General features: G+C 71.2%; 14 protein-coding genes. 5 read left to right on the forward strand and 9 right to left on the reverse strand.

What is annotated here, in order from left to right; all coding sequences use genetic code 11:
- Nucleotides 1-85: 85 nt before the first annotated feature.
- The 4 genes from FA582_RS00545 to FA582_RS00560 all read right to left on the reverse strand — a co-directional run bounded on the left by FA582_RS00545 (nt 86) and on the right by FA582_RS00560 (nt 3147).
- Entirely contained in the window at nt 86-502 is a 417-nt protein-coding gene (locus tag FA582_RS00545; RefSeq protein WP_010149268.1) for a hypothetical protein, read from the reverse strand.
- Nucleotides 503-615: 113 nt separating this feature from the next.
- Nucleotides 616-858 (reverse strand): hypothetical protein, encoded by a 243-nt coding sequence (locus FA582_RS00550; RefSeq protein ID WP_010149266.1) that lies wholly within the window; start codon nt 856-858, stop codon nt 616-618.
- A gap of 31 nt (nt 859-889) precedes the next feature.
- Nucleotides 890-2887, reverse strand: a complete 1998-nt coding sequence (locus FA582_RS00555) for an alpha/beta hydrolase (protein WP_010149265.1) — start codon at nt 2885-2887, stop codon at nt 890-892.
- Entirely contained in the window at nt 2884-3147 is a 264-nt protein-coding gene (locus tag FA582_RS00560; RefSeq protein WP_010149264.1) for a hypothetical protein, read from the reverse strand. The genes FA582_RS00555 and FA582_RS00560 overlap by 4 nt, the downstream gene beginning before the upstream one ends.
- Before the next feature lie 135 nt (nt 3148-3282).
- Here FA582_RS00560 and FA582_RS00565 point away from each other — a divergent pair, with 135 nt between their 5' ends.
- A complete protein-coding gene (locus tag FA582_RS00565) occupies nt 3283-4809 on the forward strand; it encodes a long-chain-fatty-acid--CoA ligase (RefSeq protein WP_010149263.1) in 1527 nt (508 codons plus the stop codon).
- A gap of 15 nt (nt 4810-4824) precedes the next feature.
- On the opposite strand, the gene FA582_RS00570 is transcribed toward FA582_RS00565, so the two are convergent.
- Genes FA582_RS00570 through FA582_RS00590 form a run of 5 tightly spaced genes read right to left on the reverse strand, consistent with a single transcriptional unit; the run spans nt 4825 to nt 7719 of the window.
- Nucleotides 4825-5133, reverse strand: coding sequence for a hypothetical protein (locus tag FA582_RS00570; protein ID WP_010149262.1), 309 nt, complete (start codon nt 5131-5133; stop codon nt 4825-4827).
- The gene (locus FA582_RS00575) at nt 5130-5924 is read right to left on the reverse strand and encodes a hypothetical protein (protein ID WP_010149261.1); all 795 of its coding nucleotides are present in this window, start codon (nt 5922-5924) and stop codon (nt 5130-5132) included. The genes FA582_RS00570 and FA582_RS00575 overlap by 4 nt, the downstream gene beginning before the upstream one ends.
- Complete coding sequence (locus tag FA582_RS00580) at nt 5917-6387, reverse strand: hypothetical protein (RefSeq protein WP_010149260.1); 471 nt, start codon at nt 6385-6387, stop codon at nt 5917-5919. Before FA582_RS00580 ends, FA582_RS00575 begins: the two co-directional genes overlap by 8 nt.
- A complete protein-coding gene (locus tag FA582_RS00585) occupies nt 6374-6718 on the reverse strand; it encodes a hypothetical protein (RefSeq protein ID WP_010149258.1) in 345 nt (114 codons plus the stop codon). Before FA582_RS00585 ends, FA582_RS00580 begins: the two co-directional genes overlap by 14 nt.
- Complete coding sequence (locus tag FA582_RS00590) at nt 6715-7719, reverse strand: hypothetical protein (RefSeq protein ID WP_141567768.1); 1005 nt, start codon at nt 7717-7719, stop codon at nt 6715-6717. Before FA582_RS00590 ends, FA582_RS00585 begins: the two co-directional genes overlap by 4 nt.
- A 200-nt stretch (nt 7720-7919) precedes the next feature.
- On the opposite strand from FA582_RS00590, the gene FA582_RS00595 reads away from it, so the two are divergent.
- The 4 genes from FA582_RS00595 (at nt 7920) to FA582_RS00610 (ending at nt 12093) form a co-directional block, all read left to right on the forward strand.
- Nucleotides 7920-8927 (forward strand): LacI family DNA-binding transcriptional regulator, encoded by a 1008-nt coding sequence (locus FA582_RS00595; RefSeq protein ID WP_010149256.1) that lies wholly within the window; start codon nt 7920-7922, stop codon nt 8925-8927.
- Between the two features lie 76 nt (nt 8928-9003).
- Complete coding sequence (locus FA582_RS00600; protein ID WP_010149255.1) at nt 9004-10296, forward strand: extracellular solute-binding protein; 1293 nt, start codon at nt 9004-9006, stop codon at nt 10294-10296.
- Nucleotides 10297-10302: 6 nt separating this feature from the next.
- On the forward strand, nt 10303-11262 hold the full coding sequence (locus FA582_RS00605; RefSeq protein ID WP_010149254.1) for a carbohydrate ABC transporter permease: 960 nt from the start codon (nt 10303-10305) through the stop codon (nt 11260-11262).
- 3 nt (nt 11263-11265) lie between these two features.
- On the forward strand, nt 11266-12093 hold the full coding sequence (locus FA582_RS00610) for a carbohydrate ABC transporter permease (protein ID WP_010149253.1): 828 nt from the start codon (nt 11266-11268) through the stop codon (nt 12091-12093).
- Nucleotides 12094-12109 lie beyond the last annotated feature (16 nt).

The following is a 12109-nucleotide window of genomic DNA, read 5'->3' on the forward strand; positions in this document are numbered from 1 at the left end:
GATGGTCGCTCTCACCGCCACCGAGCGCCGCAGATGGTCGCTCTCACCGCCACCGAGCGCCGCAGATGGCTTCTGCGGTGACGGGCTAACCTTCGTCCGCGACACAGGGCGACTGCACGTCCACCTGCACACGGGCGTCTCCCCAGGGGGTGATGGTGACCCTGAACCCCTCGGCGTTCTGGTGGTAGCTCACCAGGTCTCCCTCGGGTGCGGGGTTGTCGAGCTCCTCCCACCCATTCTGCTGCAACCAGTCGCGGGCGAGCTGAGCCTGCTGAGCCTCGAGCTCCGGATCTTTGTCCTCGGCGACGCGCAGACGTGCTGTCTCGGCCCATGACGTGCTGTCGGAGGCCGTGGTGAAGAGGCATGCGCGGAGACTGCCGGGCGCCATCTGCTCCTCCAGGTCAGGCTTGTCCGGCAGGTCGAACTGGTCCCACAGGGTCTCCAGGATCGCTCGCACCTGGGGCTGCTGTGCGCGCGCGGCGTCTTCGGCGGTGCCGCTCATGGTGGTTCCTTCCGTCGTGGAGGCCGGGGAGGAGGTGGAGGGGCCATCGCCACGATCGGCCGCACATCCCGTGAGCACGGTGGCCAGGAGGGCCAGCCCGGTGCCTGCCCGCCTCACGTCGATCCGCCGCTGCCGAAGCTCCCGCCGAGGGGCCCCGGTGCCATGATCTCGGGCTGGCTCTGCTCCCACGGAGACTCCAGATCGTCGATGGGCACGGGGTCGGTGCCAGGGTAGCCGGGGTCGTCGTAGACGTTGTCCGGGGCGAACCAGTCGCCATCCTCGCGGTAGGGGATGACCTCACCCCCGGTGATCACCCCGACGAGGTTGGTCCACGAGTCTGTGGGGGGAGTGACCACCCACCCGTGCGAGTCCGCTCCTTCGAGCCGGTCACCGACCTCGACGCCGTCCGGTAGCGGATCCCTGGAAGAGGGCTCGAGCCACCGACCCGTCTCCAGACGGGTGAACTGGTCGGTGTCGAGCGGGTCGTTGCCGTGCCCCCAGTCCTCCGGCAGGCCGACCCACCACCGGACGTTCTCCGACTCCTGCGCGAGGCGGATGGTGTCGCCGGGGGCCGTCATGGTGAACCGTTGGACGTGGCGGTCCTCCCCGTCCCAGGTCTGCGTCGGATAGGACTCCGGGGTGGTGGGCTGCGCCCCACGGGTCCAGGGGCGGCGGTAGTGGCCGATGAAGCCCCAGTCCCGATCCCGAGGGCGCGATGAGGAGGGTGCGGTCGACGTCGATGCCGTAGACGTCGGCGAAGCCGACGATGCCACCCCCCGCCGAGTGGCCGGCCGCCGTGACCGCCCGCTCGGGCATGCCCAGCCCCTCCACGAAGCGCAGCAGCGCCTGACCACCCTCCTCGGAGTAGCGCGTCTGCGTCGCGTCGGAGGCCACCGAGTCGGGCAGGTCAATGCCCATCCAGGTGATCGTGCTCGTCCCTTGTCGCGCGACCGACTCCATGTTGTCGGGGTACTTCGCGATGCTGGCCATGTCCGTGGTCGTCCCCGGCACGAAGATCCCGACGTTCTCGCTGTCGAACTCGCCGTGCCACTCGGCATACCGGCCGTCCCCTCGCGGATCGAAGAGCAGGATCGCCCGCCGGTCGGCGGACAGCACGAGTCCGGCCTCGTCCGTGACGTCGGAGAAACGCAGCTCGGGGTCGGGCGTGACCAGCTCTTCGTAGAACTCCAGTCGATCCCGTGACCTCTCCAGCTCCTGGTCACGCAGCCGGAAGTCGTGCAGCATCGTCTGCGCGCCGTCGCCCATGAGACCGTCGACGAGCTGCTCGCCCAGCCAGTCCGGATACCACCCCGGGAGGCTGTCGAGCACGTCCTCGCGCGTGGTCGCGTTGTCGGGCAGGGCCTCGAGCAGCGCCAGTCGGCGCTGCTCCAGATCGATGGCGCTCTCGATGAGCAGCTGGTTGGCTGCCGCCCGGTGCTCCACCGGTATGCCGTCCAGGCCGCCGATGAGCGTGGGGTAGAGCAGGCGCAGCCGGCGTTGCGCCTCCGGGGTCAGCCCGGCCCAGTAGTCGCGGATCCCCGCGATCGCCCGGGGGTCGGTGACCTGGCCGTCCTCGAGCTCCCCGATCCGGCTCCACAGCCCGGACAGCACCGGGTCGTCGGCGTTGTGCGGCGCGTAGTCGGTCGCGAGGGCCGCCATGACGTGCGGGTTGCGCTGAAGGAACCCGGCGAGCCGCTGCGGGTCGAGCTCGTCCAGCAGGGCGCGCACGGCGTTCGGGTCCTCCGCCCCCGCGATGCGAGCCAGCAGGATCTCATCGGCCCGGCTGTTGACCAGGCCGTGGTCGCGGAAGATCCGCCACGTCCCCTCCGGTGCCTGCGAGCGGGTGAAGCTCGCGGTGGACGAGCCGGGCTCCAGGCCGGCCAGGGAGGACCGGACCTGGGCCATGGTGTCGCGGCACCCCCGGTCTGCGGTGCGCAGCATCTCCTTCGGATGGTCGGTGCGCCCGCGCAGGGTGTCCTCCTGACGCCGCACCTCCTCCCAGTCGATGACGCTCACCTGCTCGCCGACATCGCCGCGGACCTCTGTGAACGGCCGGTCGGCGTGCAGCGCGTCCCAGTCCCGCTGGATGTCGCGCAACGTCGGGCCGTGGTCGGCCAGCGCCCGCGCCAGGGCGTCGAGAGCGCCGCCCGCCGCGCGGAGGTCCTCCTGCAGGATCCGTAGTCCGTCCTGAGTCGGGTCGGCAGCGTCGTCGGCGCGGTCGGTGATCTGACCCTCCCAGCCCAGGGCGGAGGCCGCCTGACCGAGCGTGCGGCGCAGGCCCGCCCGCTCGTCGTCCACGACGTCGGCGGCGTCGCGCAGCCCCCGGGCGGCCGTCCGCAGCGGCTCGGCGTCGGCGACCATCCAGTCGGGGATCTCCAGGCTCATCGCTCGCCGGTGGCCTCGGCGGTGTGGTCGGCGAGCGTCACCATGCCCTCCTCCAGCGTCGCGAGCTCCCGCCCGGCGTCCACCAGGCGCTGACGACCGACGGCCTGGAGGTCGGCGAGGGTGGCGGCGGTCAAGGAGCCGGCCAGTGGCCCGGCCAGTCCCGCCACGGCCACGTCGTCCGAGGCACCGTCAAGAGCGTCGCCGCCCACGCCCAGCGCCCGCGCGGCCTCCCGCGTCGCGGTGATGTCGATCCGTGGCATCAACCCTCCCTGCCCCGCATGGTAGGTCGATCGGGGCCACGCGCGCTCGTCGTCCGTGCCGTGGCCGGCTGCCGACAGGACACGCGGCCGCGCGTTTGGGACGATCAGAGCCCATCCGCCCACAGGAGGTCGACGATGACCCGAGCCAGCGCCAACCTTGCCCACAACCTCGCCACCACGGCGCAGGATCACCCCGACGCGCGGGCGGTGATCCTCGACGACATGGTGCTGACGTATGCCGACGTCGAGCAGTCCGCACGTCAGCTGGCCGGGTGGCTGCGTGCGCAGGGGATCGGCGAGGGCGACCGGGTGGCGCTCATGCTCCCCAACGTCCCCGCCTTCCCTGTCCTCTACTACGCGACGCTGCGGCTCGGGGCCGTCGTGGTCCCGATGAACCCGCTGTTCAAGAAGCGCGAGATCCAGTTCTACCTCGAGGACTCCGGCGCCTCGCTGCTCGCCGCGATGCCCGGCGACGACGCGGTCGCCGCTGCGGAGGCGACCGGCACCCAGCTGCTCACGGTGGGCCCGGAGGGGCTGAGCGCCTACGTCCACGGTGCGGAGGCGACCGACCCGGTGGAGGAGATCGTGGAGCGCGCCGCCGACGACACGGCCGTCATCCTCTACACCTCCGGCACCACGGGCCGACCCAAGGGCGCCGAGCTGACCTGCGACAACCTGCAGACCAACCAGCTCGCGACGACCGAGACCCTGCTGCACCTCGACTCCTCCGACGTCGTCATGGGCTGCCTGCCGCTCTTCCACGTCTTCGGCATGACGTGCGGCATGAACACCGCCTTCGCGACCGGCGCCGCGCTGACGATGATCCCGCGCTTCGACCCGGCCAAGGCGCTGCAGGTCATCGAGCGCGACAAGGTCACCGTCTTCGAGGGGGTGCCGACGATGTATGGCGCGATGCTGGCCGCCGCGCGCGCCGCCGAGCAGGCGCCGGACCTGTCGACGCTGCGCACCGCCGTGTCGGGCGGGGCCAGCCTGCCGCTGGAGCTGATGAAGACGTTCGAGGACACCTTCGGGGCGACCATCCTCGAGGGGTACGGCCTCTCCGAGACCTCCCCCGTCGCCTCCTTTAACCACCCGGACGTCGAGCGTAAGGCCGGCTCGATCGGCATACCGATCCGTGGGGTGGAGCTGAAGCTGGCCGGGCCCGACGGCGCCGAGGTCGGCTCCAGCACGGCGGACGACCCGCAGATCGGTGAGATCTGCATCCGCGGCGAGAACATCATGAAGGGCTACTGGCAGCGCCCGGACGCGACCGCCGAGGCGATCGACGACGACGGCTGGTTCCACTCCGGGGACCTCGCGCGGCGCGACGAGGACGGCTACTACTTCATCGTCGACCGCAAGAAGGACATGATCATCCGCGGCGGGCTCAACATCTACCCGCGGGAGATCGAGGAGCTGCTCTACGAGCACCCGGCGGTCGCCGAGGCCGCGGTCGTCGGGGTGCCGCACGAGGAGCTCGGCGAGGAGGTCGCGGCCCACGTCGTGCTCGCCCCCGACGCCCGCGCCACGGAGGAGGAGCTGATCCAGCACGTCAAGGACCAGGTCGCGCCCTACAAGTACCCGCGCACCGTGACCCTCATCGAGGAGCTGCCCAAGGGCGCGACCGGCAAGATCCTCAAGCGGGAGCTACGTGGTGACTGAGGTCGGCGGGAGGGCTCAGCCCTCGCCCGCCTCGGTGGCCTCCTGGGTGTCGGCCTGGTCCTCCAGGTCCTGGGCGCGGTCCCGGCAGTCCTGGGCGTAGTCGAGCACGTCGGTGCGCAGGGTGCGCACGTCGCGTCGGACGTCGCGGACCCCGTCGTAGAACTCCGCGGCGCTCGGGCCCCACCAGACGCCGTCGGGGTTCTCGGGGTAGCGCTCCAGCAGGGTGTCGATGTCGTCGTCCAGCAGCTCGGCCTTGTCGCTGATCGTGCGTGCGACCTCGCGCAGCTGACGCGCACGCTCCCGCTTCTGCTCCGGCGTCGTCACAGCAGGCTCATCCCCACGAGGATGGCGAACAGCGGCTCGGACGGGAGCGGGGAGAGGACCACCTCGTCGCCCTCGTCGGTGAGCCGCAGGTGGCCGTGCCGACCGGCGTGGACGCCGGCGACCCGGTGCTCGGTGTCCGAGGTGAGGGTCCAGGTGAACCACGGCTGGCCCCAGATCTCGCGCAGGTGCTCGTCGGCCCCGGAGGGTGGTGGGGCCGTCGCGTCGTCGGTCCGTTGCGCCACCAGCTCGCGGGGGAGGCGGTCCGGGGAGAGGGCCATCGGCCACGCCGGCCCGACCTGCAGCCACGCCGCCAGGTCGGCCGCCAGGTGCATCGTGGGCAGCCACATGAGCGTGCCCGTCGTCGCCGAGGCCAACCGGTCCTTGCCGACCGGCTCGGTGCCGGCCCACGTCTGCGGGGAGTCCGTCGCCCAGACGACGACGCTGCCGCGCACCCGGGCCGCCTCGTAGGTGCCCGGCACGCCTGCCGCCGCGCTCTCGACCCGGATCCGGCGGTCCGCCGACCGCAGGAGGGTATGCGTCGACCGCCCGTCCTCGGTGAGTCGGCCGGAGCCGTCGACGAGGCCGGCGTGGTGCAGCTCCTCCACCGCCGCCTCGTCGCTCACCCGGGGGCCGCGCAGGAGGCCGGCCTCCGCGGCGGCGAACGTCGTGAACGCCGAGCGGGAGAGCGGCATACCCTCCGGGGTCCACGGCTGGGCCTCGTGCAGCCGGGAGAGGTCCTCGAGATCCTCCCCCTGGCCGCTCCAGAACGGGTCGGTGCGGGGCTCAGCCACGGCCGTCCTCCTCCCGGGTCGGGCGGACGCGCAGACCGTCGACGGCGGCGCCGATCAACGGCATGACCCGCAGGTAGCGGTCGGCGTCCACGGTGGCGGTGACCGACAGCGGTCGGCACTCCTCCACGCGCATCCACGTGGTGGTGCAGATCAGGGCGTCGCCCGAGGGCCAGGTCGACAGCAGCCGGCGACCGCCCTCGTCGCGCCACAGGTCCCACGAGACGAGGCGATGCCCCTGCTCGAGGGCGATGAGCGTCGCCGCCGTCTGCGTCGCGAGGGCGCCGATGCTCTCCTCCGACTCCGGACCCAGGCCGATGACGAGGTTGGGGCGCACGCCGAGGTCGGCCGCCCAGTCGGTCGGTGCCAGCGCGAGCAGGACGGTCCCCTCGTCGTCCGGCTCCTGCTCGATCGGGCCCCAGCCGGGGGGCGGGTCGAGCTCGACGATGAGGTCAGGAGTGCTCATGCGGGTCCTTCCACGACGGGGCGTCCCGCAGCCAGCGGGGGGTGAGCGGGCGCGGCAGCCACCAGACCGCCAGCACGCCGAGGGCGAAAGAGACCAGCGCCACGACGAGCATGACCATCCCGACGACCGGGCCGACCAGCGGCGACAGGGTCGTGAGGACGAGGGCGATCCCGAGGTACAGCGGCGCCAGGTGCAGGGTCCTGCTCGGCCACGAGCGGAGCATGATGGCGCGGATCCGCCCGGACCAGGCGATGAGGCCCACGACGATCATCGCCAGGCCGAGGGCGAGCAGGATCGGGGAGAAGACGAGTGCGCTGTCGGGGGAGGTCATCCGAAGAGCGACCCCCACACCTCTTTGGCCCCGTCGGCGATCGCGCTGCCGGCCTCCTTGATGGCGGTGCCCGCGGCCTTGCCCGCCTTGGAGCCGATGAAGGCGCCGATCGCGCCACCGATGAGGGCACCGCCCACGGTGCCGACGACGGGGATGGGGATGAAGCTGCCCGCGATGGCGCCGTAGTGGGCCCCGACGAGCCCGCCGGCGATCGCCCCGCCGCCTTCGGTCGCGACGTTGTAGCCCGCCGAGGCGACGCGCTGACCGGTGCTGTACTCGGGGTGGTACTGCTGGTCGTGCTCCCACTGGCTCGCCGCCGAGTCCCACACGGTGAGGGCGACGCCCGCACCACCGAGGAGACGGCCACCGGTGCGCGCCCACGTGGGGGGACGGCCGAGGTCCGGGCTGGTGGTGACGTTGGGGCCCGGCCGGTAGGTGGCCTCGTCGGTGAGGGTGCTGATGCGGGGCAGCCTCGGGTCTGCCGAGCTGCCCTGGGGGACGAGGATCCCGCTCGGGCGGCGCACCAGGTTGGTGCCCTCGTGCACGTCGTCGGCGCTCCCCAGGAGGGACGTGAGCTCGTCCAGGGCCCCGGCGGCGGTGACGGTGTCGACCTTGGGCACGTAGAGGCGGAAGTTGCGGTACCTGTCCAGCAGCCCCTGCCCGACACCGAGGGGGAGGGCACCGAACTCGTCGCTCCGGGCGATCTGCTCGATGTTCTCGGTGACCGTGCGGTCCTCGTCCGGCAGGAGGTTGCCGAAGTCGGGGAGCCAGTAGCCGGCCTCGCGCAGCTCCTGGATCGGCTTCTCGTGGTCGACGTAGTGGATCGCGTGGTCCTTGGCGGCACCGGCCAGCATCGACAACGTCTCGGCGAGCGTGCTCGTCCGACGTCGGGCGTCCGGCGCCGCGGCCGACAGCCACTGGTCCACCTTCTCGACCTGCGTCGTGATGTCCCCGCCGATCGTCGACAGGCTGGTGCCCACGCCCAGCGTGGCACCACTCATCGCGATCACACCGTCCGGATCGATACGGACCGTCACCCAGCGCCTCCCTCATGCTCGACCGCCGGAGCACTCTACCGGCCACGCCTCACCAGCCCGACACTCGTGCGGACGGACCGGCCCCGGCGACGCCCTGAGTGGAGGGTCGAGCGCTGAGCGGTAGCCTGCAGAAGGCTCGTGGATCGGTGGTGAAAGGGTTGTCGATGGTGCAGGGCACGGGGAGACGCCCGACGATCTACTCCGTCGCCGATCGCGCAGGGGTCTCCATCGCGACGGTCTCGCGGGTGCTGCGGCGTCCCGGGGAGGTGCGCGCCGCCACCCGCGACAAGGTGCTGGCCGTCGTCGACGAGCTGGGCTACGTGCCGGACGGCGCCGCACGCTCGCTCGCGGTCAAGTCGCACGAGGCGCACGGCCTGGTGCTCCCGGAGCTGGGCGGGCCCTACTACGCCGACCTGCTCACGGGGTATGAGCAGGGGGCGGCCGAGGGGGGCGCGAGCGTCGTCGTGCTCCTCACCGAGGGCAAGGACGACGTCGACCTGCTCGTGCGCCGACTGGCCGGCCGGGTGGACGGCATGGTGCTCATGGGTGCGGTGCCCGTGTCGCCCGGCACCGTCGCCGCGGTGCGGGCCAAGCTGCCCGTGCTGGGGCTGGCCAACAGCCACGAGGAGTCGGTCGAGAGCTTCAGCACCGAGAACCTCCGGAGTGCCCAGGCGCTGACCACCCACCTCATCGAGGTCCACGGGCGGCGGGCGCTGCGCTTCGTGGGGTCACCGGAGTTCGCCGACGACGTGCAGGAGAGGTATGCCGGTTTCGTCGCCGCGCACGAGGCGGCCGGTCTCGCGGCGGCCGAGCCGGTGCCCGCGACCTTCCGCGAGGACGGCGGCCCCCGGGTGGTGTCCCTGCTCGTCGACGGCGGCCCGGAGGCGGACGGGGTGGTCTGCGCCAACGACGAGCTCGCCCTGTCGGTGATGCGCGGGCTCCTCGCGGCCGGGGTCAGGGTGCCCGAGCAGATGAGCGTGACCGGCTGGGACGACGTCATGGCTGCGCGCTACGTCACGCCGGGCCTGACCACGGTGAGCCAGCCGGTCCGTGAGCTCGGCCGGGAGGTCGCGGTGCGGATGCGGGCCCTGCTGGAGGACCGTGACTCGGCCCCCGAGCAGCACGTCCTCCCCACGCGGCCGGTCATCCGGCAGTCCTGCGGCTGTTCCTGACCCCTTGTGCCCCTGCGGTGGAGCGTGTATCTTCTGGCTCAGGCATGTAAGCGCTTACGACGACAAAGGAGTCTCCATGCGACGTTCCACCCTGCTGGTCGCCCTGACGACCACCACCGCCCTCGCCCTGACCGGCTGCGGTCGCGACGACGGCGGCTCGGCCGGTGAGGCCGCCCCGCAGACCGGGGAGGCGGTCTCGACCGAGGGCCTGTCCGGCGAGCTCGACGTCTGGGCCATGGGCGCCGAGGGCGAGGCCCTCCCGGACCTCGTCGCGGGCTTCGAGGAGGCATACCCCGAGGTCACCGTCAACGTCACCCCGGTGCCGTGGGACTCCGCGCACGACAAGTTCGTCAACTCCATCAGCGCCGGCACCACCCCGGACGTCGCCATGATCGGCACCACGTGGATGGGCGAGTTCGCGGGCATGGACGCGCTGGACCCGACGCCCGGGTCGATCGACACGACGAAGTTCTTCGAGGGCGCCCAGGGCACCACCGAGGTGGAGGGCACGTCCTACGGCGTCCCGTGGTACGTCGAGACCCGCATGGTCTACTACCGCTCCGACATCGCCGCCGCGGCCGGCTTCGAGGAGGTCCCGACCGACCAGGCCGGCTTCAAGGAGATGGCCGCCGCCCTGCAGGAGCAGGACGGTGTCGACTGGGGCATCAGCCTGCAGCCGGGCCAGACCGGCTCGTGGCAGACCGTCGTGCCCTTCGCCTGGTCCGGCGGCGCCGAGATCGCCACCGAGGACGCCTACACCCTCGACACCCCCGAGACCGTCGCCGCCGTCGACTACTTCGGCAGCTTCTTCACCGACGAGATCGCCGACGCCAACCCCCCGGAGGGCCAGACCGAGGCGACCTTCACCGACGGCAGCGTCCCGATGTTCATCTCCGGTCCCTGGATGATGAGCATCGTCGAGGACTTCGCCGCCGAGGCGGGCGAGGACAGCTTCGGCGAGATGTATGACGTGGCTCCCGTCCCCGCCGCGGACGGCGGCGAGTCCAGCTCCTTCATCGGCGGTTCCAACCTCGGCGTCTTCGCCGACACCGAGAACCGCGACGCCGCCTGGGCGCTCGTCGACTGGCTGACCCAGCCCGAGACGCAGGTGGAGTGGTACGACATGACCAGCGCGCTCCCGTCCGTGCAGTCCGCCTGGGAGGACCCGGCGCTGACCGAGGACGCCAAGCTCGCGAAGTTCGGCGAGGAGCTCACCACCGCGCAGGCCCCGCCGTCCTTCCCCACCTGGGAGCAGGTCGCGGCCGCCTTCGACGCCGAGATGGAGAAGGTCGCCAAGCAGGGCCTCTCCGGCGAGGAGGCCCTCCAGGCCGCCCAGCAGCAGGCCGACTCGATCGGCACCGGGCAGTAAGCTCCCATGAGTCTCGTGACCGGGTCGCGCCGCCGCGACCCCCAGGGCACCCGTGACGCCACGCGGTCCCGTTCCTCGCGCGCCCCTGGTGCGGCGCGCGAGGAACGGGCCGGATGGCTGCTGACGCTGCCCTTCCTGCTGCTCTTCGCCGTCTTCACCGCCTGGCCGGTGATCCAGTCGGTCTTCTTCTCCGTCACCGACATCACCAACCGCGACCTGCGCACGCCCTTCCAGGTCAACTTCGTCGCCGTCGAGCAGTACGCCAAGGCCTTCGGTGACCCGGTCTTCCGGCAGGCGGCGCTCAACACCGCATACTTCGTGCTCATCGGCGTCCCGCTGACGATGACCGTGGCGCTCGCCGCCGCGGTCGCGCTCAACACCGGCATCACCCGCTTCCGCGCGGTCTACCGGCTCGGGTTCTACACGCCGGTCATCACCTCGATCGTCGCCGTGGCCGTCGTCTGGCGCTTCCTGCTGCACCCGGACAGCGGCCTGGTCAACACCGTGCTGTCCTGGGTCGGCATCGACGGGCCCAACTGGCTGGGGTCGACGACGTGGGCGATGCCCTCGCTCATCGCGATGGCGACCTGGCGCAACTTCGGGACGGCGATGATCATCTTCCTCGCCGGGCTCCAGTCGGTGCCGCAGCAGCTGCACGAGGCCGCCGCGATCGACGGCGCCAACGCCTGGCAGCGCTTCCGCAACGTCACCGTGCCGATCCTGCGCCCGACCATCCTCTTCGTCTCGGTCACGACGGCGATCGGCTACCTGCAGTTCTTCGAGGAGCCCTTCGTCATGACCCAGGGTGGCCCGCTCAACAGCACCATCTCGGCGTCGATGTACACCTACCAGCAGTTCAGCTACGGCAACTACGGGTATGCCGCGGCCCTGAGCTACCTCATCTTCCTCGTCATCGCGATCGTCACCGCCGTGCAGTTCCGCTTCCTCTCGGACAAGGAGGACTGAGCGATGACCTCGGTCGGTATGCGCTCGCGCTGGTGGCTCTACCTCGTCCTCACGGTGGCTCTCCTCGTGGTCATCACCCCCTTCATCTGGATGGTGCTGGGGTCCTTCAAGACCAACGCCGAGCTGCGCCAGATCCCCCCGACGTGGTGGCCGCAGAACCCCACCCTCGACAACTTCCGCCAGCTCTTCAGCAGGCTGTCCTTCGGCACCTACTTCACCAACTCCACGATCGTCGCGGTCGTCGTCACGGCCGGCAACCTGCTCTTCTGCTCGATGGTCGGGTATGCCCTGGCGATGCTGCGCTTCCGCGGCAAGAAGTTCGTCTTCGCCCTCATCCTCGGCACCCTGATGATCCCCGGCGTCGTGACCTTCGTGCCGCTCTTCGTCCTCGTCGCCAACCTCGGTCTGGTCGACACCCTCCCGGGGTTGTTCCTGCCCTTCCTCGTCGGGCCGTTCGGGGTCTTCCTCATGCGGCAGTTCGTCCTCGGGCTCCCCAAGGACCTCGTCGAGGCCGCCCGGATCGACGGCGCGGGCGAGTTCCGCATCTTCTTCCAGGTGATCCTGCCGCTGCTCACCCCTGCCCTGGCGACGCTGGGGATCCTCACCTTCCTCGGCAGCTGGAACAACTTCCTGTGGCCGCTGGTCGTGGCGCAGACCAACGACACCTACACCCTCCCGGTGGCGCTCGCGCTCTACTCCACCGGGCAGAACGAGCAGCAGTACGGCCTGCTCATGGCCGGAGCGACGATCGTCGTCCTGCCGGTCCTGGCCGTCTTCCTCATCTTCCAGCGGCGGTTCATCCAAGGGATTGCCACCACCGGGATCAAGTAGCCCGACCACCCCAGAA

The organism is Serinicoccus profundi, from assembly GCF_008001015.1.
GTDB lineage: Bacteria > Actinomycetota > Actinomycetes > Actinomycetales > Dermatophilaceae > Ornithinicoccus > Ornithinicoccus profundi.

What these genes read in the sequence shown, in the direction of transcription:
- FA582_RS00580 (WP_010149260.1), bottom strand. Translation starts at nt 6,387, where the DNA reads ATGAGCACTCCTGACCTCATCGTCGAGCTCGACCCGCCCCCCGGCTGG.
- FA582_RS00555 (WP_010149265.1), bottom strand. Translation starts at nt 2,887, where the DNA reads ATGAGCCTGGAGATCCCCGACTGGATGGTCGCCGACGCCGAGCCGCTG.
- FA582_RS00595 (WP_010149256.1), top strand. Translation starts at nt 7,920, where the DNA reads ATGGTGCAGGGCACGGGGAGACGCCCGACGATCTACTCCGTCGCCGAT.
- FA582_RS00565 (WP_010149263.1), top strand. Translation starts at nt 3,283, where the DNA reads ATGACCCGAGCCAGCGCCAACCTTGCCCACAACCTCGCCACCACGGCG.
- FA582_RS00610 (WP_010149253.1), top strand. Translation starts at nt 11,266, where the DNA reads ATGACCTCGGTCGGTATGCGCTCGCGCTGGTGGCTCTACCTCGTCCTC.
- FA582_RS00590 (WP_141567768.1), bottom strand. Translation starts at nt 7,719, where the DNA reads ATGAGTGGTGCCACGCTGGGCGTGGGCACCAGCCTGTCGACGATCGGC.
- FA582_RS00600 (WP_010149255.1), top strand. Translation starts at nt 9,004, where the DNA reads ATGCGACGTTCCACCCTGCTGGTCGCCCTGACGACCACCACCGCCCTC.
- FA582_RS00585 (WP_010149258.1), bottom strand. Translation starts at nt 6,718, where the DNA reads ATGACCTCCCCCGACAGCGCACTCGTCTTCTCCCCGATCCTGCTCGCC.
- FA582_RS00560 (WP_010149264.1), bottom strand. Translation starts at nt 3,147, where the DNA reads ATGCCACGGATCGACATCACCGCGACGCGGGAGGCCGCGCGGGCGCTG.
- FA582_RS00605 (WP_010149254.1), top strand. Translation starts at nt 10,303, where the DNA reads ATGAGTCTCGTGACCGGGTCGCGCCGCCGCGACCCCCAGGGCACCCGT.
- FA582_RS00545 (WP_010149268.1), bottom strand. Translation starts at nt 502, where the DNA reads ATGAGCGGCACCGCCGAAGACGCCGCGCGCGCACAGCAGCCCCAGGTG.